General features: G+C 62.8%; 24 protein-coding genes and 1 pseudogene. 14 read left to right on the forward strand and 11 right to left on the reverse strand.

Annotation, left to right across the window (positions count from 1 at the left end; all coding sequences use genetic code 11):
• Nucleotides 1-106 precede the first annotated feature (106 nt).
• Nucleotides 107-262: pseudogene (locus M2396_RS24210) on the forward strand (HAMP domain-containing protein); the annotation flags it as partial.
• Nucleotides 260-1,123: a methyl-accepting chemotaxis protein gene (locus M2396_RS24215; protein ID WP_375140281.1), complete on the forward strand. Its 864-nt coding sequence runs from the start codon at nucleotides 260-262 to the stop codon at nucleotides 1,121-1,123. The pseudogene M2396_RS24210 and the gene M2396_RS24215, both read left to right, overlap by 3 nt.
• A gap of 187 nt (nucleotides 1,124-1,310) precedes the next feature.
• On the opposite strand, the gene M2396_RS00160 is transcribed toward M2396_RS24215, so the two are convergent.
• Nucleotides 1,311-2,501, reverse strand: a complete 1,191-nt coding sequence (locus tag M2396_RS00160; protein WP_259072276.1) for a benzoate/H(+) symporter BenE family transporter — start codon at nucleotides 2,499-2,501, stop codon at nucleotides 1,311-1,313.
• 142 nt (nucleotides 2,502-2,643) lie between these two features.
• Here M2396_RS00160 and M2396_RS00165 point away from each other — a divergent pair, with 142 nt between their 5' ends.
• Nucleotides 2,644-3,246 carry a glutathione S-transferase family protein gene (locus M2396_RS00165; protein ID WP_207073721.1) on the forward strand — a complete coding sequence of 201 codons (603 nt, stop codon included), beginning with the start codon at nucleotides 2,644-2,646 and terminating at the stop codon, nucleotides 3,244-3,246.
• Between the two features lie 40 nt (nucleotides 3,247-3,286).
• Here M2396_RS00165 and M2396_RS00170 read toward each other — a convergent pair whose 3' ends face one another.
• The 5 genes from M2396_RS00170 to M2396_RS00190 all read right to left on the reverse strand — a co-directional run bounded on the left by M2396_RS00170 (nucleotide 3,287) and on the right by M2396_RS00190 (nucleotide 6,078).
• Nucleotides 3,287-3,658, reverse strand: a complete 372-nt coding sequence (locus M2396_RS00170) for a glutaredoxin (RefSeq protein WP_150571373.1) — start codon at nucleotides 3,656-3,658, stop codon at nucleotides 3,287-3,289.
• A 61-nt stretch (nucleotides 3,659-3,719) separates the two neighbouring features.
• Nucleotides 3,720-4,265, reverse strand: a complete 546-nt coding sequence (gene folE, locus M2396_RS00175) for a GTP cyclohydrolase I FolE (protein WP_101321602.1) — start codon at nucleotides 4,263-4,265, stop codon at nucleotides 3,720-3,722.
• Nucleotides 4,266-4,335: 70 nt separating this feature from the next.
• Nucleotides 4,336-4,896 (reverse strand): Smr/MutS family protein, encoded by a 561-nt coding sequence (locus tag M2396_RS00180; protein WP_101321601.1) that lies wholly within the window; start codon nucleotides 4,894-4,896, stop codon nucleotides 4,336-4,338.
• A 188-nt stretch (nucleotides 4,897-5,084) separates the two neighbouring features.
• Nucleotides 5,085-5,405 (reverse strand): hypothetical protein, encoded by a 321-nt coding sequence (locus tag M2396_RS00185; protein WP_101321600.1) that lies wholly within the window; start codon nucleotides 5,403-5,405, stop codon nucleotides 5,085-5,087.
• 82 nt (nucleotides 5,406-5,487) lie between these two features.
• Nucleotides 5,488-6,078, reverse strand: a complete 591-nt coding sequence (locus M2396_RS00190) for a cysteine hydrolase family protein (protein ID WP_101321599.1) — start codon at nucleotides 6,076-6,078, stop codon at nucleotides 5,488-5,490.
• A 178-nt stretch (nucleotides 6,079-6,256) separates the two neighbouring features.
• Here M2396_RS00190 and prmB point away from each other — a divergent pair, with 178 nt between their 5' ends.
• Nucleotides 6,257-7,165: a 50S ribosomal protein L3 N(5)-glutamine methyltransferase gene (gene prmB / locus M2396_RS00195; RefSeq protein WP_101321598.1), complete on the forward strand. Its 909-nt coding sequence runs from the start codon at nucleotides 6,257-6,259 to the stop codon at nucleotides 7,163-7,165.
• 134 nt (nucleotides 7,166-7,299) lie between these two features.
• On the opposite strand, the gene M2396_RS00200 is transcribed toward prmB, so the two are convergent.
• Nucleotides 7,300-8,085 carry a hypothetical protein gene (locus tag M2396_RS00200; RefSeq protein ID WP_259072281.1) on the reverse strand — a complete coding sequence of 262 codons (786 nt, stop codon included), beginning with the start codon at nucleotides 8,083-8,085 and terminating at the stop codon, nucleotides 7,300-7,302.
• 90 nt (nucleotides 8,086-8,175) lie between these two features.
• A complete protein-coding gene (locus tag M2396_RS00205; protein WP_188036508.1) occupies nucleotides 8,176-9,135 on the reverse strand; it encodes an alpha/beta hydrolase in 960 nt (319 codons plus the stop codon).
• Nucleotides 9,136-9,292: 157 nt separating this feature from the next.
• Between M2396_RS00205 and aroC the strand changes: the two genes are divergently transcribed.
• The 3 genes from aroC to M2396_RS00220 all read left to right on the forward strand — a co-directional run bounded on the left by aroC (nucleotide 9,293) and on the right by M2396_RS00220 (nucleotide 12,138).
• On the forward strand, nucleotides 9,293-10,384 hold the full coding sequence (aroC, locus tag M2396_RS00210; protein ID WP_101321595.1) for a chorismate synthase: 1,092 nt from the start codon (nucleotides 9,293-9,295) through the stop codon (nucleotides 10,382-10,384).
• Between the two features lie 63 nt (nucleotides 10,385-10,447).
• Entirely contained in the window at nucleotides 10,448-11,602 is a 1,155-nt protein-coding gene (locus M2396_RS00215) for an MFS transporter (protein ID WP_188036507.1), read from the forward strand.
• On the forward strand, nucleotides 11,602-12,138 hold the full coding sequence (locus M2396_RS00220) for an oxidase (protein WP_188036506.1): 537 nt from the start codon (nucleotides 11,602-11,604) through the stop codon (nucleotides 12,136-12,138). The genes M2396_RS00215 and M2396_RS00220 overlap by 1 nt, the downstream gene beginning before the upstream one ends.
• A gap of 103 nt (nucleotides 12,139-12,241) precedes the next feature.
• Here M2396_RS00220 and M2396_RS00225 read toward each other — a convergent pair whose 3' ends face one another.
• Nucleotides 12,242-12,514: a DUF3509 domain-containing protein gene (locus M2396_RS00225; RefSeq protein ID WP_101321592.1), complete on the reverse strand. Its 273-nt coding sequence runs from the start codon at nucleotides 12,512-12,514 to the stop codon at nucleotides 12,242-12,244.
• A 270-nt stretch (nucleotides 12,515-12,784) separates the two neighbouring features.
• On the opposite strand from M2396_RS00225, the gene M2396_RS00230 reads away from it, so the two are divergent.
• Both M2396_RS00230 and M2396_RS00235 read left to right on the forward strand, forming a co-directional pair.
• Nucleotides 12,785-13,306: an ankyrin repeat domain-containing protein gene (locus M2396_RS00230; RefSeq protein WP_101321591.1), complete on the forward strand. Its 522-nt coding sequence runs from the start codon at nucleotides 12,785-12,787 to the stop codon at nucleotides 13,304-13,306.
• A 59-nt stretch (nucleotides 13,307-13,365) separates the two neighbouring features.
• Nucleotides 13,366-13,896 carry a hypothetical protein gene (locus M2396_RS00235; protein ID WP_101321590.1) on the forward strand — a complete coding sequence of 177 codons (531 nt, stop codon included), beginning with the start codon at nucleotides 13,366-13,368 and terminating at the stop codon, nucleotides 13,894-13,896.
• Nucleotides 13,897-13,917: 21 nt separating this feature from the next.
• On the opposite strand, the gene M2396_RS00240 is transcribed toward M2396_RS00235, so the two are convergent.
• A complete protein-coding gene (locus M2396_RS00240; RefSeq protein WP_101321589.1) occupies nucleotides 13,918-14,868 on the reverse strand; it encodes a ZIP family metal transporter in 951 nt (316 codons plus the stop codon).
• Between the two features lie 124 nt (nucleotides 14,869-14,992).
• Here M2396_RS00240 and M2396_RS00245 point away from each other — a divergent pair, with 124 nt between their 5' ends.
• The 4 genes from M2396_RS00245 (at nucleotide 14,993) to M2396_RS00260 (ending at nucleotide 18,358) form a co-directional block, all read left to right on the forward strand.
• On the forward strand, nucleotides 14,993-15,184 hold the full coding sequence (locus M2396_RS00245) for a PLDc N-terminal domain-containing protein (RefSeq protein ID WP_101321588.1): 192 nt from the start codon (nucleotides 14,993-14,995) through the stop codon (nucleotides 15,182-15,184).
• Between the two features lie 188 nt (nucleotides 15,185-15,372).
• The gene (locus M2396_RS00250; protein WP_259072282.1) at nucleotides 15,373-17,448 is read left to right on the forward strand and encodes an LTA synthase family protein; all 2,076 of its coding nucleotides are present in this window, start codon (nucleotides 15,373-15,375) and stop codon (nucleotides 17,446-17,448) included.
• A 147-nt stretch (nucleotides 17,449-17,595) separates the two neighbouring features.
• A complete protein-coding gene (locus M2396_RS00255; protein ID WP_101321586.1) occupies nucleotides 17,596-17,832 on the forward strand; it encodes a hypothetical protein in 237 nt (78 codons plus the stop codon).
• Nucleotides 17,833-18,025: 193 nt separating this feature from the next.
• Nucleotides 18,026-18,358 (forward strand): ribonuclease E inhibitor RraB, encoded by a 333-nt coding sequence (locus M2396_RS00260; RefSeq protein WP_101321585.1) that lies wholly within the window; start codon nucleotides 18,026-18,028, stop codon nucleotides 18,356-18,358.
• A gap of 48 nt (nucleotides 18,359-18,406) precedes the next feature.
• Here M2396_RS00260 and M2396_RS00265 read toward each other — a convergent pair whose 3' ends face one another.
• The gene (locus M2396_RS00265) at nucleotides 18,407-19,207 is read right to left on the reverse strand and encodes a cytochrome c (RefSeq protein WP_259072284.1); all 801 of its coding nucleotides are present in this window, start codon (nucleotides 19,205-19,207) and stop codon (nucleotides 18,407-18,409) included.
• Between the two features lie 527 nt (nucleotides 19,208-19,734).
• Between M2396_RS00265 and M2396_RS00270 the strand changes: the two genes are divergently transcribed.
• On the forward strand, nucleotides 19,735-20,472 hold the full coding sequence (locus tag M2396_RS00270; RefSeq protein ID WP_103438161.1) for an amidotransferase: 738 nt from the start codon (nucleotides 19,735-19,737) through the stop codon (nucleotides 20,470-20,472).
• Nucleotides 20,473-20,494: the final 22 nt, after the last annotated feature.

Here is a 20,494-nt window from a genome sequence, read left to right on the forward strand (position 1 = left end):
CGCGGTCGACCAGGCTTACGCCAGCCAGGAGCAGGCCATGCACAGCGAGCTCAAGCGCAACGGCGTGGCGATTGCCATTGCCACCGCGCTGGCGCTGCTGGTCGGCATGCTGGCGGCCTGGTTGATCACCCGGGCGATCGTCGGCCCGTTGCAGCGAGTCATCGGTCGCGCCCAGCGGATTGCCGCCGGTGACCTGGCCGGCGACGCCGAGGTGCCGCGCCGCGATGAGGTCGGCCAACTGCTGCTGGCGATGCAGCAGATGGCGGCGGGCTTGAGTGGCATTGTCAGCGGCCTGCAACAGGGTATCGAGCAATTGGCCGGCAGCGCCCAGTCGTTGTCGGCGGTCACCGAACAGACCAATCGCGAGGTCGGCAGCCAGCAGCAGGAGACCGAGCAGGTCGCCACCGCCATGCAGCAGATGAGCGCGACCGTGCACGATGTCGCGCGTAATGCCGAGCAGGCGGCGCAGGCGGCCGAAGTCGCCGACGGCAAGGTCGACTCGGGCCAGCAGGTGGTGCGTCAGAGCCTGCAGCGCATCGAGCAGCTGGCCGTGGCGGCAGAAGCGGCCAGCGCCGGCATCGACAGTTTGAGTGCCGAGATTCATACCATTGGCGATGTGCTTGAAGTGATCAAGAGCGTTGCTGGGCAAACCAACCTGCTGGCGCTGAATGCCGCCATCGAGGCGGCGCGGGCGGGCGAGCAGGGTCGCGGTTTTGCGGTAGTCGCGGATGAGGTGCGGGCGTTGGCCAAGCGTACGCAACAATCCACCGAGCATATTGAGCGCTTGGTCGCCAGCCTGCGCGGCAATGCCGAGCAGTCGGTGGCGCAGATTCGTGGCAGTACCGAGCTGGTGCGCCTGGCAGTGGCCGACACCTTGCAGACTGAAAGCGCCCTGGCCAGCATCGCCGTGGCAGTGTCACAGATCCAGCAGATGAACCAGCAGATTGCCGCTGCCGCCGAGCAGCAGAGTTCGGTCAGTGACGAGATCAGCCGCAGCGTCACGCAGATCCGCGGCAGCGCCGATCAGGCCGCGCTGGCGATGCAGGGCAATGCCCGTTCCAGTGTCGAGCTGGCCCAGTTGGGCGATGAGCTCAAGGGGATGGTTGGGCATTTCCGTTTGTAGGTTCTCCTGAATGGCTTGAGATCGTCGGGGCCGCTTTGCGACCCTTCGCGGGTAAAGCCGCTCCCACAGAGTATTGCATTGCCCGAGAGCGGCAGGGCTCCGCGAACCTTGTGGGAGCGGGCTTGCCCGCGAAGGGCTACGCAGCAGCCCCAGCATTGCTGACCGGCATTCAAGAAGACAGGCCGTATCAAGCCCTGCGCGGGTTGAGGATCAGCAGGGTAATCACCCCGGCAACAATCCCCCAGAACGCCGAGCCGATCGAGAACAGGCTCAACCCGGAGGCGGTAACCATGAAGGTGATCAACGCCGCCTCGCGCTCGCGTGGCTCGCTCATGGCCACGCTCAGGCCGTTCATGATCGAGCCAAACAACGCCAGTGCCGCAATCGACAGCACCAGCTCTTTGGGCAGGGCGGCAAATAGCGCGGCCAGGGTCGCGCCAAATACCCCGGCAATGCCGTAGAAAATCCCGCACCAGACTGCCGCGGTGTAGCGCTTGTTCGGGTCTTCATGGGCATGCGGGCCGGTGCAGATTGCCGCACTGATGGCCGCCAGATTGACCCCATGCGAGCCGAACGGCGCCAGCAGCAGTGAGGCGAAACCGGTGGCGGTGATTAGCGGCGAGGCCGGCACCTGGTATCCGTCGGCGCGCAGCACGGCCACGCCGGGCATGTTCTGCGAGGTCATCGCCACCACAAACAGCGGGATACCGATGCTGATGGTTGCTGCCAGCGAGAAGCTTGGAGTGGTCCACACCGGTGTAGCCACCTGCAGGTTGAAGTGGCTGAAGTCGAGCAGGCCCAACGCCCCCGACAACGCCGTGCCGACCACCAGCGCAGCGAGCACGCAGTAGCGCGGCGACAGGCGCTTGACCAGCAGATAGCTGAAGAACATGCCCAGCACCAGCAGGGTACGGTGTTGTGCGGCGACGAAGATCTCGCTGCCGATCTTGAACAGGATGCCTGCCAGCAACGCCGAGGCCAGCGATGCCGGGATGCGCTTGACCAGGCGCTCGAAGCTGCCGGTCAGGCCGCAGATCAGCACCAGCACCGCGCAGGTGATGTAGGCGCCGATGGCTTCGCCGTAGCTGACGCCGCCGAGGCTGGTGATCAACAGCGCGGCGCCCGGGGTCGACCAGGCCACGGTGATCGGTGTGCGGTAGCGCAGCGACAAACCGATGCTGCAGACCGCCATGCCGATCGACAGCGCCCAGATCCACGAGGAGATCTGCGCAGTGGTCAGCCCGGCCGCCTGGCCGGCCTGGAACATCAGCACCAGCGAGCTGGTGTAGCCCGTAAGCATGGCGATGAAGCCGGCGACCACCGCCGAGGGGGAGCTGTCTGCCAAGGGCCGCAGGCGCGCTGAGGTGGCATCGGTCATGGTGCTGTCCTTGTACATGTAAGTATTTTTTGCAGGCTAACGCGGCCAAGCTTGATCCTTGCCATACAGCGACCATTGCTTTTAGCCGTACAGTCGCCAACTATTGGCCCACGGTCGACAACTGCGCAGAGGGGAAGGGGCGATGTACAAGGTTTACGGCGATTACAAATCGGGCAACTGCTACAAGGTCAAGCTGATGCTGAACCTGCTCGGGCATGAATTTGAATGGCACCCGGTGGACATTCTCAAAGGCGAGACCGAAACCCCGGAGTTTCTCGCCAAGAACCCTAACGGCAAGGTGCCGGTGCTCGAGCTTGAAGACGGCACCTGCCTGTGGGAGTCGAACGCGATTCTCAACTTCCTCGCCGATGGCAGCGAGTTCCTGCCGACCGAGCCGCGCCTGCGAACGCAAGTGTTGCAGTGGCAGTTCTTCGAGCAGTACAGCCATGAGCCGTACATCGCCGTGGCGCGGTTCATTCAGTACTACCTGGGCCTGCCGGATGACCGCCTGGAAGAATACAAAGGCTTGCACAAGGGCGGCTACAAGGCGCTCAAGGTGATGAACAAGCAGCTGGAGATGACCCCATACCTGGTCGGCGAGCAGTATTCGATTGCCGATGTGGCGCTGTATGCCTACACCCACGTGGCGCATCAGGGCGGCTTTGACCTGGCTGGCTACCCTGCGGTGCGCGAGTGGCTGGCGCGGGTGGCCGAGCATCCGCGGCATGTGCCGATGGGGGAGTGAGGGCAGCGTAGATCGGGGCTGCGAACCAGCCCCGGCAGCCTCAGACTGTACCGAAGCGCTGATCCAGATAGGCAATGATCGCCTTGGACTCATACATCCAGGTCACTTCCCCGGCTTCTTCGATGCGCAGGCACGGTACTTTGACTCGGCCGCCGCCTTCGAGCAGCGCCTGGCGATGCAGCGGGTCGTTCTTGGCATCACGCAGCGCCACCGGCACGTTCAACCGATGCAGGTTACGCCGGGTCTTCACGCAGAACGGGCAGGCATGAAACTGGTACAAAGCCAGGCCCTTGGCCTGCTGCTCGACCGCAGCCTGGGCAGCGGCATTGCGCTTGCGCTTGGCTGGGCGGCTGATCAAGTCACCGAACACGATAAGCTGGCCGAGGCCGACCCGCAGGGCTTTGACGATCATGGGCAACTCCTGAACAAATAAAAAACCGACCCATCAGGGTCGGTTCGGGATCACCAGCCGATCACTTGATCAGGCTGAGAAACTCGCTGCGAGTCGCGGCATTGGCGCGGAACTCACCGAGCATCACCGAAGTGATCATGCTCGAATTCTGCTTTTCGACGCCGCGCATCATCATGCACATGTGCTTGGCCTCGATAACCACGGCCACGCCGGCAGCGCCAGTGACCTTCTCGATCGCCTCGGCGATCTGGCGGCTGAGGTTTTCCTGGATCTGCAGGCGGCGGGCGTACATGTCGACGATCCGCGCGACCTTGGACAGGCCGATCACTTTACCCTTGGGCAGGTAGGCTACATGCGCCTTGCCAATGAACGGCAGCATGTGGTGTTCACACATCGAATACAGCTCGATGTCCCGCACCAACACCATCTCGCTGTTGTCGGAGGTGAACAGCGCGCCGTTGGTGACCTCTTCCAGGGTCTGTTGATAACCGCGGCAAAGGTACTGCATGGCCTTTGCGGCCCGCTTTGGCGTGTCGAGCAGGCCTTCGCGGGAGACGTCCTCGCCAATCTGGCTGAGGATCTCGGTGTAGTTCTGTTCCAGGGACATGGATCTACCTGTGGGAGTAAACGCAAATACGCAAGGGTACGGCGGCAACGACGGCGCTGCAAGCGCGGCGTTATTCGTCGCGGCCGTCGAGCATGGTTCGTTTCAGAATCACGTATACCGCGCCAGTGCCGCCGTGGCGCGCCTGGCATGAGGTGAAGCCGAGTACCTGGGGGTGTTGGCGCAGCCAAGTATTGACGTGACTCTTGATCATCGGCCGCTTGCCGTCCAGCCGCGCCGCCTTGCCGTGGGTCACACGCACGCAGCGCACTTCCAGCTTGGTGGCTTCGGCGAGAAACGCCCAGAGGATCTCGCGGGCTTTCTCGACGCTCATGCCGTGCAAGTCGATGCTGCCTTCAAAGGCGATCTGGCCGAGCTTGAGCTTGCGCAGCTGGCTTTCCTGCACGCCATCGCGGCGCCATGACAGCTCGTCTTCGGCGGCTACGTCAATGACGAACTGGTCAGACATGCCGTCAACCACCAGCGGCTGATCACTGCGTACCGTGGCGGACTGGCGCAGGCCGGCCAGCTGCTTGCGGTCAGGCTTGGCTTTGCCGACCTCGGCGCGGTCATGCTTGATCGGCTTTACGCCGCGCACTTCGGCATGGAACAGGGAAAAGTCATCGTCTTGCATGCAGGCCTCCACGTGGGCCGGGGAGTTTACGCGAGTCTGCGGATCAGCGGGAGGCAGCAGGGGCCAGCTTTGCTGGCCTTTCGCGACACGAGGCCGCTCCTACAGGGGCCGCGTCCACCCAGCCTGACGCGGTCGCTGTAAGAGCGGCCTTGTGTCGCGAAAGGGGCGCAAAGCGGCCCCGAGGAACGTCAGTCGTGTTTCTTCATCAAGTGCGGGGCAATGTTCAGCTCACGGCCACGGCGCAACCTGATCCGGCTGCGCCGCCACAACCAAACCCCCAGCCACAGCAACAACACGCCGCCACCCAGCACGGTCGCTGCCAGCGGCCGGTTGGCATTCAAATCCGCCAGCGCTGCATAGTTGCCCAGCAAACCGGCAAACCCGGCCATCATCAACAGGATGCCCAAGGTCGCGATCAGCACAGACAGGCCAGCGCCCAACCGCGCCGTCCAGTTGCGCGGCGGGCGCGAGCGCAGGCGCTTGGCGTCGAAACTGTCAGAAAGCTTCATTGCGGATTTCCTCTGCGCTATCGGCCATTCGACCCACCTGCAGTCACCCGGTTCCGCCCGCCCGGCAGGCGCCTAACCGTGCTCAGACCAGGCTGGCAGTCGGTGCTACACAGGCAAAGTTGTCGGCCATCACGGCCATTTCGCCCTGGTGAATCTGTGCCGCTGGAATGACCGTGTCCTTGAACGCCAGATCGCGCGTGGCGGAGGCATCTTCGACCAGCGTGCAACGATAACCATAGTCCTTGGCGCGGCGCACCGTGGTGCTGACGCTGGAATGGCTCATGAAGCCGCACACGATCAGGTCCAGATGGCCCTTGTTCTGCAGGGTTTCGTGCAGCGAGGTGTTCTTGAAGGCATTGGGCATGCGCTTTTCGATGACGATCTCGTCACCGCGTGGCTCCAGGCCTTCGATGAACTCGCCGCGCGGGCCTTGTGGATCGAACAGGCCGCCAACGGTGCCCAGGTGGCGCACATGGATGATCGGCCGGCCAGCCTTGCGCGCCGCGTCGAGCAACCTGGCGATGTTGGCCACGGCCTCGTCCATGCCCGACAGTTGCAGGGGACCACTGAGGTACTCCTTCTGCGCATCGATGATGATCAGGCTGGCGTTGCCCAGCTTGGCCGGCGGATAGTCGCGGCCGCTGAGGCGGAACATCGTGGTTGGAACAGACATCAAGGGCTCCTTGAGCAGGGCTTTTGTCGGGCTATTGTCCCCTGCTTGGCGACCAATGGGAATGGTTGACATTGCAAGCGATGCAATTACTGGCATCTGTCCCACCGGCAGGGCGTTGGTGGAACATTTCAGCGGGTGGGCCTGTTAGACTTTCAGGCTGTCTGAAAAGGAGTCCCCCGTGATCACTTCACGCCTGCGCACTCTGCGCGACCATATTCGCTGGGCGGTCAGCCGCTTCCACGAGAACGAGCTGTTCTTCGGCCACGGTGCCGACAATGCCTGGGACGAAGCCCGCCTGCTGGTGCTGGGCTCGGTGCATCTGCCGTGGGAAATCGCCGACAGCTACCTCGACTGCCGCCTGGAAGACGATGAGCGCGTGCGCCTGCTGCACCTGCTCAAGCGCCGCATCGAAGACCGCGTGCCGACCGCTTACCTGCTCGGCGAAGCGTGGTTCTGTGGTATGTCGTTCATTGTCGATGAGCGCGTGCTGGTGCCGCGTTCGCCGATTGGCGAGCTGCTGGAAAAGCGCTTCGAGCCATGGCTGGCGCAGGAGCCTGCGCGCATTCTCGACCTGTGCACCGGCTCTGGCTGCATTGGTATCGTCGCGGCTGACGTGTTCCCCGAGGCCGAGGTGGTGCTGGCCGACCTGTCATTCGACGCTCTCGAAGTGGCCAACCAGAACATCGAACGGCATGGCCTCGATCAGCGGGTGTTCACCGTGCAGGGCGATGGTTTCGCCGGTCTGCCGGGGCAGCGCTTCGACCTGATCCTGTCCAACCCGCCGTATGTCGATGCCGAAGACTTCGCCGACATGCCGGCCGAATATCACCACGAGCCGGAGTTGGGCCTGGCCTGCGGCAACGATGGCCTGGACCTGGTGCGGCGCATGCTCGCCGAAGCGGCCGAGCACCTGACCGACAAGGGTTTGCTGATTGTCGAAGTGGGCAACAGCCAGGTCCACGTCGAGGCGCTGTACCCCGAGGTTGACTTCACCTGGCTTGAGTTCGAGCGGGGCGGCCATGGCGTGTTCATGCTGACTGCCGAGCAGTGCCGTCAGCACCAGGAGCTGTTCCAGGCGCGGGTCTGATTTGATTGTTTTGGGGCCGCTTTGCGGCCCTTCGCGGGCAAGCCCACTCCCACAGGATTTTGCAGCGCCGCCGTAACCTGTGGGAGCGGGCTTGCCCGCGAAGGGCCGCAAAGCGGCCCCGCCTGGCTAGCCGATCAGCGTGTAGCGATCCAGATCAGCAGGCCTGCCTGGAACACCGCAAAGGCCACCAGACAGGTGATGGTGAAGCGCAGCCCGCCGTCTTCGCGACGGTACTTGGCCACGCGTTCATCCCGCTCGCGGATCTGAGCTTCTTTCTCCAGCAAGGTCTGCTCGGCCTGTTGCAGCATGCCGGCCGATTCGAGGATGTCCACCCGCTGGACTTTCTCGGTGTTCCAGCCGCCCTTGAGCTGGCTGACGGCAAGCGCGGGCGTGCGCCCTTTGAGCAGTTGCCCTTCTACGTACTCGACTTCAACACCGACGCAGCGCAGCACATTGTCGCGGCGCAGGCGGGTGTCTTCGTTGAGTGCGTCCTTGTTTGGCAGTGCCACCGTCTCGATCTGGTAGTGCGACCAGTTGGCCTGCAGCCACTGCACCGCCTGAGCGAACAGAAACCGGCCCAGGCCGCGGTTGAGCGGCTCCATCTGCAGCCCGTTTTCGCCGCCAATCGAGACCCGCTGCAGCTGGTGATCGACGCGGATGTCGAGCTGATTCTGCTCTTTGCGCACCTTTTGTCCCGGCAGGGTGATCTGCATGCGCAGCAGGCTGTGCTCTTTGCTGTGGCGCTCGGCATAGCCAAACTGCACGAAACGCAGCGGTCGCGGGCCGGTGTGGCGGTCGGTGGGCAATGGCGCCAGGCGCAGCAACTGGAAGTGCTCGGCGGCCAGATCCGCCCAAGGCAGCGGGGCGCTCTCCGGGGCTTGCGGCTCTGCGGTCGCTTCGGCGGCTGGGGCATCGGTCATCACGGTCGTCCTCGAATCGGGGTCGGCCAGTCAAACGCGGGCCAATGCCTGCTTATCGGCAGGCGCAGGCAAGACCTGAGGGCGATCTACTCAGGCTGGTGGCAATTGCCGGATAAAAGCGACGATCCGCTGGCCAAGCTCGCGCGCCAGTGGCAGCTCTGGATTCTGGTAGGTTTCCCGCTGGCCACTGATGTCCCGCGGGCTGATGCGCAGGGTGTGGTTCATGCCATCGATCAACACCAGTTGCGCATCGGGCTTGGCCGCCTTGAGCAGCTCGGCGTCGGCCACATCCACCTGCACGTCGTTGCGGCCCTGGATGATCAGCGCCGGCACCTTGAGTTGGGCGAACGCTGCGGCCGGGTCCTGACGCAGCAGCGAGATCAAGTACGGCTGCACGGTCGGGCGGAATACCTGGCGCAGTGGCACCGGTACGTTGAGGCTGGTCTGCCCGGCCTGCAGGCTGTCGAGCAATGCGGTGCCCTGGGCCAGTTGCGCCGGCGCCAGGCGCTGGGCCAGTTGCTCACGGATGACCTCGGCCACCGGTCGCCCGCTGCCGGACAGGCTGATCACGGCGCTGGCGCCGGCCTGCTCAGCGGCCAGGGTGGCAATCAGCGCGCCCTCGCTGTGGCCGAGCAGAATCAGCGGGCCGAAGCGCGGGTCGGCCTTGAGCTCGTGCGCCCAGGCCACGGTATCGGCCACATATGCCTCGACGCTGAGGTTGCGTTCGTCTGGAGTCGCCGGCTGGCTGGCGGCCACGCCACGCTTGTCGAAGCGCACGCTGGCGATGTGTTCGCCGGCCAGCAGCAAGGCCAGCCGCTTGAGGTTGTCGATGCGCCCGCCCGCCGGGTTGTTGCCATCGCGGTCGGTCGGCCCGGAGCCGGCAATGATCAGCACCACCGGCGGCGGGGTGTCCTGTTGTGGCAACAGCAGGCTGCCGTACAGCACGCCATGGCCAGTATCGAGTTCGATCGGGCGTTGCAGAACGGTCGGGGCGGCGGCATTGGCGAGGGTGCTGCACAGCAGCAGAAGCAGGGCGGTGAGGCGCAGCATGGGCAGGGCTTCGTAGTGAGTTGAGGGTTTGACCCAGCGCTCTGACGAAGGTTCTGGCCGCTGCAGGCAACAAATCAGCCCGCAGACTCGTCGCAAGGCGGCTGCTTTCCGTATACTGCCCGCTGCACCCCATTCAGGCTGATTTCGCGGAGCGTCCATGTCCGGCAATACCTACGGCAAGCTGTTCACTGTTACCACCGCTGGCGAAAGCCATGGCCCGGCGTTGGTCGCCATTGTCGATGGGTGTCCGCCAGGTCTGGAAATTTCCCAGGCCGACCTGCAGCGCGACCTCGACCGGCGCAAGCCTGGCACCAGCCGTCACACCACCCAGCGCCAGGAGCCGGACGAAGTCGAAATCCTCTCCGGCGTGTTCGAAGGGCGCACCACCGGCTGCTCGATCGGCCTGCTGATCCGCAACACTGACCAGAAGTCCAAAGACTACTCGGCGATCAAGGACCTGTTCCGCCCGGCCCACGCTGACTACACCTATCACCACAAATACGGTGAGCGTGATTACCGTGGTGGCGGGCGCAGCTCGGCCCGCGAAACGGCCATGCGTGTAGCGGCAGGTGCCATCGCCAAGAAATACCTGGCCGGCCTTGGCATCACCGTGCGTGGCTACATGAGCCAGCTCGGCCCGATCGAAATCCCGTTCAAGACCTGGGACAGCGTCGAAGACAACGCCTTCTTCAGCCCCGACCCGGACAAAGTACCGGAGCTCGAGGCCTACATGGACCAGCTGCGCCGCGACCAGGACTCGGTCGGGGCCAAGATCACCGTGGTTGCCGAAGGCGTCATGCCTGGCCTGGGCGAGCCGATCTTCGATCGCCTCGATGCCGAACTCGCCCACGCGCTGATGAGCATCAACGCGGTCAAAGGCGTGGAAATCGGCGCCGGCTTTGCCAGCGTCGCCCAGCGCGGCACCGAGCACCGTGACGAGCTGACCCCGCAAGGCTTCCTCAGCAACAATGCCGGCGGCATTCTCGGCGGGATCTCCTCGGGCCAGCCGATTGTCGCCCACCTGGCCTTGAAGCCGACCTCGAGCATCACCACCCCAGGCCAGTCGATCGATATCCATGGCAATCCGGTGGAGGTCATCACCAAGGGTCGCCATGACCCGTGCGTTGGCATCCGCGCCACGCCGATCGCCGAGGCGATGATGGCCCTGGTGCTGATGGACCATCTGCTGCGCCACCGCGCGCAAAACGCCAATGTGCAGGTAACGACCCCGGTCCTGCGCCAGCTGTAAATTTCGCTCGCCACGGGCGGCCTGCGTGCGGGCCGCCAACGGCAGTACATGACGACCCCGCCCATGCCGCCCATCCCGTACTGGCGCCTGTCCAGTTTCTACCTCTGTTACTTCGCATTGCTCGGCTCTACTGCGCCGTTTCTGGCGCTGTATTTCGATCATCTGGGATTTTCTCCGGCGCGGATTGGCGAGTTGGTCGCGATCCCCATGCTGATGCGCTGCGTGGCGCCCAACCTGTGGGGTTGGCTGGGTGATCGCAGCGGTCAGCGGCTGTTGATCGTGCGCCTCGGCGCGCTGGCGACCCTGGCCAGTTTCTCGTTGATCTTCTTCGGCAAGAGCTACGCCTGGCTGGCGCTGGTGATGGCCCTGCATGCGTTCTTCTGGCATGCGGTACTGCCGCAGTTCGAGGTGATTACGCTGGCCCACCTACATGGCCAGACCTCGCGCTACAGCCAGGTGCGGCTGTGGGGCTCGATCGGCTTTATTCTGGCGGTGGTGGGACTGGGCCAGTTGTTTGAATGGTTGAGCCTGGATATCTACCCGCTGGCGCTGGTGGCGATCATGGCCGGGATTTTCGGCGCCAGCCTGTGGGTGCCTAACGCCCAGCCGGTGGAGAACGCCGAACGCAGCAGGGCAGGGGGATTCGGTCGCCAGCTACTGGCGCCAGGGGTGATTGCCTTTTATCTGTGCGTGGCGTTGATGCAGCTCAGCCACGGCCCGTACTACACCTTCCTCACCCTGCACCTGGAGCATCTGGGTTACAGCCGCGGCAGCATCGGTTTGCTGTGGGCACTCGGGGTTGTTGCGGAAGTGCTGATGTTCATGGCCATGAGCCGACTGTTCGCGCGCTTCTCGGTGCGCCAGGTGCTGCTGGTCAGCTTTGTTCTGGCGGGCTTGCGCTGGCTGCTGTTAGGTAGTCTGGCCGACCATGCTGGCGTGCTGATCGTTTCGCAGTTGCTCCACGCGGCCACCTTCGGCTGCTTCCATGCCGCCTCGATCGCCTTCGTCCAGGCCAGCTTCGGCGCCCGCCAGCAAGGCCAGGGCCAGGCGCTGTATGCGGCGCTGTCCGGCACTGGCGGCGCGCTTGGCGCATTGTATGCGGGCTACAGCTGGAACCTGTTGGGCCCCGACTTCACCTTTGGTATGGCCAGCGTCGCAGCCTTTGCCGCAGCCGGTATCATTGCCACTCGAATGACCGATAGCAGGAACAGCCCCTGATGAGCATCCTCAGTGTTTTCCACCCCTCCAGCCCCGGCCAGCCGAACAAGGTTCTGACCCACCACGACGACATCGCCGCCACCTTGGCCGAGCATGGCGTGCATTTTGCCCGGCAACCTGCAGATGTACGTATTCGTCCAGGTACGCCGGATGATCAGGTGCTCGATGCCTGGCGTGAGCCGCTCGATCAGTTGCTGACCGCCAACGGTTTCAGCGCGGTCAGCCTGCTCAATCAGGCAGGTGCCATCGAGTCGCAGATCGACCTGCGCGACGAGCATGTGCACAGCAGCGACGAGCTGTTCGCCGTAATCAGCGGACGTGCTCAAATGGCTCTGCGTCTAGGCGAATTTGTTTTTGCGGTGGTATGTGAGAAGGGCGATGTGTTGCACGTGCCGGCACAGACGCGACGCTGGATTGATCTGGGTAACTCGCCGTTTTGCCTGGCAGCGCGATTGTTCCGCGATCAGCAAGGTGTGCAAGCACAATTCACCGGGGATCCGGCAGCAAGGGAATTTTTGGGGATGGACGAACTCTGAAGGGTAGTGCTGGCGAGGATTGCGCCCTCGCCAGCGCTGCAAGGCTGCTCCTGTAAGGCCTGAACAGGCTGTGCAGGATCAGCTTCGCGGAGGTGCTTTTTGCTTAGCGATAAGTCGGCAGTGCAAAGCGCTGCTGGCTTTGCAGCATATTGATCATCGGCAGTTCGCTGGCTTGTTCAGCCAGGTCGCGGCGGATAGCGCTGATGGCCCACGACAGCTGCTCGGCACTGTGCATTTGACCGTAGGTCAGTACACGGCGGGTAACTTTGCCATCGGCAGCACGCAGGGTCAGCAGGATACCGCCGTCAGGGCGTGGCTGAGTGTTGACCGAGTAGGCGGAAAAGACCGAGGCGAATTTTTGCTGAATAAGGTCCATATCAACTCCTGGCTGAATGTGTGTGCAGACGTTGAGTTGATGGTTGCAGTGACCGTGCCAGCTTTTACCATGTAAAAAAACCCTTTAAAATCAGCAGCTTGAACCTATTATTGATTTTGCGCCTCGTGCAGTGTGCAAGGTCATGCAATTTGCACAGTGCATTTTGCAAGGTCATAGCCGCAGCCTCTTGCCCCCATAGAATCTGAACCTTTGACCCACTGGCAGTGCCTCACCAACACTTGGGCCATCCATTTTGCCAGGAGGTTACAGATGTCCGACCAACAGCCCGCCACCATGAATGACGATGAAGCAGCCGCATTTGCCGACGAGGTGTTCGACCGCGCCCGCCGTGGCGACGCCGACATGTTAGGGCGCCTGCTCGACAGCGGCCTGCCGGTCAACCTGCGTAACCACAAGGGCGATACCCTGCTGATGCTTGCCAGCTACCACGGCCATCATCAGGCCGTGCGCGTGCTGCTCGAGCACGGCGCCGATCCGCTGATTGCCAACGACAACGGCCAGTTGCCGATTGCTGGCGCGGCGTTCAAGGGTGACCTGCCGATGATCGAGCTGCTGATCGAGCATGGGGTACCGGTGGATGCCGCCGCTGCCGACGGGCGTACGGCGTTGATGCTGGCGGCAATGTTCAACCGCAGCGAAATTCTTGAGTTCCTGCTGGCCAAAGGCGCAGACCCGGTACGCCAGGATGTGCGCGGTGCCAACGCCCTGGCAGCAGCGCAGACCATGGGTGCGGCCGACACCGCAGCACGCTTGCAGGCGCTCGCCGGCTAACCCTCAGGGGGCGTTTGCGGCTATCCTTGGTGACATTTTTCACCTTGCAGAGCCCCCACATGAAAGACCAACTGCGCGAATTCATCAGCCTCATCGGTGCCGGCTGCATGCCCGATGACGAGATCGAGCGCATTGCCGACGAGGCCGCTCAGGCCTACGCCGACCCCGCCGCATTCCTCGCTGCCAACCCAGACATCAACTACGACGACAGCTACCCGATGCCGCTGGGCGAGTGGATCGTGCTCGGCAGCTTGCCGGAGACGGTGGTGTTCATCGGTGACAGCTATCAGGAGTTGTTCCAGGCGATCAGCGAGTCGTTCGACAGCAGCGTCGCCCTCAACCTCAAGCCCAAGCAACTGGCCAAGACCGAGGCGCTGACTGCGCTCAACCGCATTCAGGTGCAGATGGCTGCCTTGAACAAGGAGGCCGGCGGCTATGTACTGCTCAACTTCAGCCAGTTACTGGACGAGGAGCTGCAGATGGTCATGGTTGGCCAGCATGACCTGGCGCGGGTGCTGGAGCTGGGCCAGCAACTGAATATCAAGGTCGAGCCGGCACTGGAAGCCTTGAAGGTCGCGGTCCACGTCTGAGCCGCGGACCGCGCGCCGGGGTTAGCCAAGCGCGGTATCGAGAAACATCATCACCGCAAAGCCGCCCATCAAGCCCAGCGTTGCCGAAGTCTGGTGGCCATTGCGGTGGGTTTCGGGGATCACTTCGTGGGACACCACAAAGATCATCGCGCCAGCCGCCAGGCCCATGCTGATCGGGTAGGCCAGGGCAAAGCCGGTAGAGATGCCCAGGCCGATCACCGCGCCTAGCGGTTCCATCAAGCCCGAGCCGACGGCAACCAGCGCCGCTTTGAAGTTCGACAGCCCGGTCGCGCGCAGGGCCAGGGCGACTGCCAGGCCCTCGGGAATATCCTGAATGGCAATCGCGCTGGTCAGCGGCAGGCCGACAGCCATGTCGCCATTGGTGAAACTGACGCCGATGGCCATGCCCTCGGGCAGGTTGTGCAGGGTAATCGCCAGCACGAACAGCCACACCCGATTTATCCGCTCGGCCTCCGGCCCTTGCCGGCCGACGGTTTCGTGCTCATGCGGGGTGAAGCGGTCCAGGCCGAGCATCAGCAACACGCCCAGGCCCATGCCGACCACCACGGTCAGTGCTGCTGCTGCGCCGTTGCCGGTAATTTCCCGGGCTGCTTCCAGCCCCGGCAGAATCAACGAGAACGAACTGGCCGCGAGCATCATGCCGGCGGCAAAGCCGAGCATCACATCCTGGCTACGTGAGCTGACATCGCGCAGCACCACCGCCAATACCGCGCCCAGCGCCGTCGCGCCAAAGCCGGCGAGGCCACCTAGGACGGCCAGGTGCAGGTTCTCCGAGTGATCGCCATTGACCGCATTCCACATGCTGGCGCCGAGCAAGCCGAGGATGGCCAGCAAGGCCACCCCCAGGCCGAAGCTCAGCCACGGCGACGCCTGCGCATGCTGGCGCAGGCTACTGAACAGGCGGGAAACGGTCGGGCTGTCGACGGCGCTGTCGGTGTGAGCGGGGGGCATGCGAACCTCTGGGCAATGGATGAAGCAGTCTAAGCAGTGACCGCGCCTGCTCGCCAAGGATTCCCTTCTATCGACGTGATAGGCGACTATGCTCACCGGACATGACTTTATGGGGAGTACCTGCATGGGATCGACATTCAACGGCCTGATCGGCCTGATCATTCTTGCCCTGGATATCTGGGCGATCATCAATGTGGTCAAAAGCGGCGGGTCCACGGGCAGTAAATTGCTCTGGATCCTGCTGATTCTGGTGCTGCCGGTAGTGGGCCTGATCATCTGGGCCATCGCCGGGCCGCGCGGCAACGTGCGCGTCTGACCCTTGGCGGCAGTCAGCCCCGTGCCAGCGCGGGGCTGACTGCGCAGTCGCTGCTTCGTGACACAATTTTCACACTGGATTAACCAGAATCCGCGCCGCACAATGCCGCGTTTGCCCTATCGCCACGACCGCTGGCAGGGCTTATGGGCGCTGTCGCCTTCCCGCAAACTCCTAGGATCTCCCCATTCATGGCTAACACGGATGCCTTGAAACAACGGGCCGTGCCGGTTCGTTCCGCGCCAACCCTGCAATCGCACCTGGCCTACACCTTGCTCTGCGGCCTGGTCATCATGCTGATGCTCAGCCTGGTACGCCTTGGCCTGCTGGTCTACAACAGCGACATGATCGGCGATACGCCGTATTCCACAGTTGCCGAGGGCTTCCTCAATGGCCTGCGCTTCGACCTGCGGGTGGTGGTGTACCTGAGCATCCCGCTGCTGCTGGCGATCCTCAGCCCGGCCGCGATGGCAGCGCGTGGTGTATTCCGCGTGTGGCTGACGATCGCCTCGAGCGTGGTCATGTTCCTTGGCCTGATGGAGCTGGACTTCTATCGCGAGTTCCACCAGCGCCTCAACGGCCTGGTGTTCCAGTACGTCAAGGAAGACCCGAAAACCGTCCTGAGCATGCTCTGGTACGGCTTCCCGGTGGTGCGCTATCTGCTCGCCTGGGTGATCGGCACCTGGCTGCTGAGCCTGTTGTTCAAAGGCATCGATCGGCTGACCCGGCCTGCCAGCGGCGCGCTGCACGGCAACCCGCGCCCGCCTGTGGCCTGGTATTACCGCCTGGCCGTATTCATGGTGATCCTGCTGATTGCCGTGATTGCCGCCCGTGGCACCCTGCGCCAAGGCCCGCCGATGCGCTGGGGCGACGCCTTCACCACCGACTCCAACTTCATCAACCAGCTGGGCCTCAATGGCACCCTGACCCTGATCGACGCTGCCAAGAGCCGCTTCGGCGAAGATCGCGCCAATGTCTGGAAGCCGGTGCTCGATCAGCAAGTGGCACAGCAAACTGTGCGTGACCTGCTGCTGACGCCGCACGACACCCTGGTCGATGCCGACGAAGCTGCGATCCGTCGTGATTTCGTACCGCCAGCCGAGCGCACCCTGCCGATCAAGAACGTCGTGGTGATCCTGATGGAGAGCTTTGCCGGTCACTCGGTGGGCGCGCTGGGCAGCCCCAACAACATCACGCCGTACTTCGACAAGCTGGCCAAGGAGGGTCTGCTGTTCGACCGCTTCTTCTCCAACGGCACCCATACCCATCAGGGCATGTTTGCCACCATGGCGTGCTTCCCCAACCTGCCGGGCTTCGAATACCTGATGCAGACCCCTGAGGGCGGCCACAAACTGTCCGGCCTGCCGGCGCTGCTCAGTGCCCGCGACTACGACGATGTGTACGTCTACAACGGCGACTTTGCCTGGGACAACCAGTCCGGTTTCTTCGGCAACCAGGGCATGACCACCTTTATCGGCCGTAACGACTTCGTCAATCCGGTGTTCTCCGATCCAACCTGGGGTGTGTCCGACCAGGACATGTTCGACCGTGGTGCCGAAGAGCTGGCAAAAAACTACGGCAAGAAACCGTTCTACGCCTTGCTGCAGACGCTTTCCAACCACACGCCGTACGCGCTGCCCAAAGACCTGCCGGTTGAGCCTGTGACCGGCCAGGGCCGTCTCGACGAGCACCTGACCGCCATGCGTTACTCCGACTGGGCGCTGGGCCAGTTCTTCGAGAAGGCGCGTAAAGAGCCGTACTTCAAGGAGACCCTGTTCGTCATCGTTGGCGACCACGGCTTTGGTAACCATCAACAGGTCACCGAGCTCGATCTGGGCCGCTTCAACGTGCCGCTGCTGTTGATCGGTCCGGGCATCCAGGAGAAGTTCGGCGCGGTCGACCACACCGTCGGCACCCAGGTCGACATCGTGCCGACCATCATGGGTCGCCTGGGTGGTCAGACCCGTCATCAGTGCTGGGGCCGTGACCTGCTCAACCTGCCGGAAGGCGACCAGGGTGTGGGCATGATCAAACCGTCGGGCAGCGAGCAGATCGTTGGCCTGGTCAAGGGCGACCGCATTCTGATCGAGTCCAAGGACATGACGCCGCGCATGTATCGCTACCAGCTGGGCAGCGAGTTCAAGGCCGAACTGATCGAAAGCCCGGATCAGCCCGAACTGCTGAAAAACCTCGAAGCCTACATCCAGACCGCTACCAAGAGCCTGCTCGACAACACCGCAGGCGTGGTCCACGGCACGCCCAAATAGGGCGCGCTGAGGCACCGTGAAGGGCTCGCCGGGTAACCGGCGGGCCCTTTTTCATGTGCGCCTGGCGAGCGCGCTGAACAACTTCTGCAGCCAGTGGTCAAGCTAGAACGGATGTCAGTCAATTCCGTATCCACCGAGGGTTATTCGATGAAAGAGTGGGAAGTCATCTTTGCCGACCAGAAAGGTGAACCGACGACGCTGCTGCTTACCGGCGATCAGCGTCCCAGTGATGAAGAGGCGGCACGCGCAATACGCACCAAGCTTTTTCCGCTTTTGAATGAACTGGATTTGAATGACTTCCAGGACCGTAGCGACGCGCCGACGGCACGCTGGCTCAAGGAGCAGAACGGCGTAACCATCAGCGACATCCGCGAACTGCCTTGAGCAGCCCCTCTGGCGTAGTGCTGCGATAAGCACTACGCTAGTCTCACGCATCGGCCTCTTCTGCGGGCCGACGCGGTTTTCTTCGCGTCTTGCATCAGCTCGATCAGCTCGGCTTGTTTGCGGCCCTTCCCGGCGCCGGCAAGTGCGTAGTGCACGGAAAGTCTATCCATTGCATTATTCAGGAGGACGATTCATGAGCAGCCAGAACGACGACATCAGCAGCAATGTCCTGCGCCAGATGAAAGCTGGCGGTTTTGACTTCACCCAGATCCACCCCATCGAGTTCTATGCGGTATTTCCAGATGAAAGCGGCGCCCGCCAGGCGGCCGGGCGGTTTCGTGGCGAGTCGTTGAATGCTCAGGTACGAGAACGTGATGATGGCGGCTGGAACCTTGAATTGAGCAAGATCATGTATGCAACCTACCGCGGCATCGGTGCCTTCGAAGAGGCCTTCGAGGGGGTGGTTTCGCCCCTCGGTGGCGAAGTCGAAGGCTGGGGCGTCAAGCACGAGCGGCAAACCGCTTAAGTGCCATGGCCATTCGCGAGTGCGCTCGCGAATGGCTCTACCTGCGGCTCACCCTTTGCGCTTGCTCATGTGCGTCAGGTACGCCAGCAGCGCGTCCAGTTCCTGTTCACTCAATACACTTTCGGCAAAGCCAGGCATTTTTGCCTGCGACCACTGGCGCAAGCTTTGTGGGTCGCGAATGTATTTGCGCAAAAACGCCGGCTGGAAGTACTCGGTAGGATTGTAGGGGCGATTCAGGTCCGGGCCGAACTGCGCATCACCGGCGCCATTGAGGCGGTGGCAGGCCATGCAGTTCTGTTGATACAGGGCAAAGCCCTGGCGTACCGGGTCGTCACTGGGCAGGCCGGCTTCGGGCAGAAGTGCCGGGAAGCGTTGCTCGACCGCTGCCAGGCGGCGAATGGTGGCGATCTGGAACGGCCATTGCTCCGGGCGGATGGCACTGGCCTTAGGGTTGCTCCAGACCAGATAGAATGGCCCGGCGCTCGGCTGGTCTTTACCCAGTGCGGGCCATGGCTTGGCGCTGTCCTCTACCGCCAGCCACGCCTGCGCGGGGCCATTGGCCAACAGCGGCGCAGCGGGCATCTCGGCAGCAAAGCCATCCAGCGCAATGGCCTGCAGGTGTTCGCCTGGCTGCACGCCCTCGAGCAACACAGCCAAGGGCACTACGCGGTAATGCATGGGCCGCTTGTAGGCGACGTCTGCCGGAATGTCGATATCACGTGCCTGCGGATGGGCAAGCAGCTCAGCAGTTTGCCAATGGCGCGTGCGCTCACCCAGCTCAAGGTTCAGCTGCGCCGCAGCCACGGGCAGGCTGAGCAGCAGTGCCAGCAGGGCGAAGGTGATGCGCATAGGTAATCTCCAACCGGTGAGATCGGCAGATTACCTACGCAGTGTCTGAAATAGCCACACAAGCTGTCAGCCAAACAGCCGAGAAAGGTTCGGCAAGATCAGCAGCAAGGTGGTAGCGAACAATATGAGTCCGGCTTGGCGTACTTTTGATTGTCTGAACATGGCGGACCGCCTTCTTGTTGTTATTCCTGAATAGCCGTTGGCTTCCCTTTGCCGGGTCGGGTCGATCACAGCGGCGTGGCTACACGCCGGTTCTGCTGGCCTCCTGCTTTTGGGTATACATCCAACAGTAGGGTGTAGGTTATGCATGTTTGAGAACCCTTTGTTCTAAGTGCGGGCTTTGTCATTCAAGTTTCATTTAAGGCCACTTGCCAGCAGCCCGATATGTCTGGGCTAGACCGCTGCGCGATGGGGGTTACCAAGGGTGACACCCCTTACCGTTCGTCAGTACAGCCTACTTGCTTGTACGTGTCTTTCGCGGCAGTCTCTACAGCCAAACCCTCCTTGTGTCGTTCAGGACTATCGCTATGTCGTTACGCATCTGCATCCTTGAAACCGACGTCCTGCGGCCAGAGCTGACGGCGCAGTACCAAGGTTACGGCAGGATGTTCGAGCAGCTGTTCTTGCGTCAGTCGGTCAACCAGGCCGAGTTTCGTGTGTACAACGTGATGAACGGCGACTATCCCCCCGAGGGCGAGCGCTTCGATGCGTATCTGGTGACCGGCAGCAAGGCCGACTCATTCGGCGATGATCCGTGGATCCAGACCCTCAAGGCGTACCTGCTCAAGCTGTACGAGCGTGGTGACAAGTTGCTCGGTGTGTGCTTTGGCCACCAACTGCTGGCGCTGGTGCTCGGCGGCAAGGCCGAACGTGCCGACCGTGGCTGGGGCGTGGGCGTGCACCGCTACACCCTGGCTGCGCATGCGCCATGGATGGACCCGCAGGTAACCGAGTTGACCCTGCTGATCAGCCACCAGGATCAGGTCACTCAGCTGCCCAAAGGCGCCACGGTGATTGCTTCAAGCGATTTCTGCCCGAACGCTGCCTACCATGTGGGCGATCAGGTGCTGTGCTTCCAGGGCCATCCTGAGTTTGTCCATGATTACTCGCGGGCACTGCTCGATGCCCGCCAGGAGCATTTGGGGGACGAGGTTTACCAGCGCGCCATTGCCAGCCTCAAGCTGGAGCACCAAGGCGATCTGGTTGGCGAGTGGATGCTGCGCTTTGTCGCGCACGCACCGAGCGCCAAGGAAAGCGCCGCCTGAGGCAGTTGTCAGGAGCTGCCAG

The sequence above is a fragment of the Pseudomonas sp. BIGb0278 genome (assembly GCF_024809895.1).
Lineage (GTDB): Bacteria > Pseudomonadota > Gammaproteobacteria > Pseudomonadales > Pseudomonadaceae > Aquipseudomonas > Aquipseudomonas shirazensis.

Excerpts from the sequence above, each read along its gene's own strand:
- M2396_RS24215 (WP_375140281.1), top strand. The coding sequence starts at position 260 with ATGGCGGCGGGCTTGAGTGGCATTGTCAGCGGCCTGCAACAGGGTATC.
- M2396_RS00160 (WP_259072276.1), bottom strand. The coding sequence starts at position 2,501 with ATGACCGATGCCACCTCAGCGCGCCTGCGGCCCTTGGCAGACAGCTCC.
- M2396_RS00165 (WP_207073721.1), top strand. The coding sequence starts at position 2,644 with ATGTACAAGGTTTACGGCGATTACAAATCGGGCAACTGCTACAAGGTC.
- M2396_RS00170 (WP_150571373.1), bottom strand. The coding sequence starts at position 3,658 with ATGATCGTCAAAGCCCTGCGGGTCGGCCTCGGCCAGCTTATCGTGTTC.
- folE (WP_101321602.1), bottom strand. The coding sequence starts at position 4,265 with ATGTCCCTGGAACAGAACTACACCGAGATCCTCAGCCAGATTGGCGAG.
- M2396_RS00180 (WP_101321601.1), bottom strand. The coding sequence starts at position 4,896 with ATGCAAGACGATGACTTTTCCCTGTTCCATGCCGAAGTGCGCGGCGTA.
- M2396_RS00185 (WP_101321600.1), bottom strand. The coding sequence starts at position 5,405 with ATGAAGCTTTCTGACAGTTTCGACGCCAAGCGCCTGCGCTCGCGCCCG.
- M2396_RS00190 (WP_101321599.1), bottom strand. The coding sequence starts at position 6,078 with ATGTCTGTTCCAACCACGATGTTCCGCCTCAGCGGCCGCGACTATCCG.
- M2396_RS00200 (WP_259072281.1), bottom strand. The coding sequence starts at position 8,085 with ATGACCGATGCCCCAGCCGCCGAAGCGACCGCAGAGCCGCAAGCCCCG.
- M2396_RS00205 (WP_188036508.1), bottom strand. The coding sequence starts at position 9,135 with ATGCTGCGCCTCACCGCCCTGCTTCTGCTGCTGTGCAGCACCCTCGCC.
- aroC (WP_101321595.1), top strand. The coding sequence starts at position 9,293 with ATGTCCGGCAATACCTACGGCAAGCTGTTCACTGTTACCACCGCTGGC.
- M2396_RS00215 (WP_188036507.1), top strand. The coding sequence starts at position 10,448 with ATGCCGCCCATCCCGTACTGGCGCCTGTCCAGTTTCTACCTCTGTTAC.
- M2396_RS00220 (WP_188036506.1), top strand. The coding sequence starts at position 11,602 with ATGAGCATCCTCAGTGTTTTCCACCCCTCCAGCCCCGGCCAGCCGAAC.
- M2396_RS00225 (WP_101321592.1), bottom strand. The coding sequence starts at position 12,514 with ATGGACCTTATTCAGCAAAAATTCGCCTCGGTCTTTTCCGCCTACTCG.
- M2396_RS00230 (WP_101321591.1), top strand. The coding sequence starts at position 12,785 with ATGTCCGACCAACAGCCCGCCACCATGAATGACGATGAAGCAGCCGCA.
- M2396_RS00235 (WP_101321590.1), top strand. The coding sequence starts at position 13,366 with ATGAAAGACCAACTGCGCGAATTCATCAGCCTCATCGGTGCCGGCTGC.
- M2396_RS00240 (WP_101321589.1), bottom strand. The coding sequence starts at position 14,868 with ATGCCCCCCGCTCACACCGACAGCGCCGTCGACAGCCCGACCGTTTCC.
- M2396_RS00245 (WP_101321588.1), top strand. The coding sequence starts at position 14,993 with ATGGGATCGACATTCAACGGCCTGATCGGCCTGATCATTCTTGCCCTG.
- M2396_RS00250 (WP_259072282.1), top strand. The coding sequence starts at position 15,373 with ATGGCTAACACGGATGCCTTGAAACAACGGGCCGTGCCGGTTCGTTCC.
- M2396_RS00255 (WP_101321586.1), top strand. The coding sequence starts at position 17,596 with ATGAAAGAGTGGGAAGTCATCTTTGCCGACCAGAAAGGTGAACCGACG.
- M2396_RS00260 (WP_101321585.1), top strand. The coding sequence starts at position 18,026 with ATGAGCAGCCAGAACGACGACATCAGCAGCAATGTCCTGCGCCAGATG.
- M2396_RS00265 (WP_259072284.1), bottom strand. The coding sequence starts at position 19,207 with ATGCGCATCACCTTCGCCCTGCTGGCACTGCTGCTCAGCCTGCCCGTG.
- M2396_RS00270 (WP_103438161.1), top strand. The coding sequence starts at position 19,735 with ATGTCGTTACGCATCTGCATCCTTGAAACCGACGTCCTGCGGCCAGAG.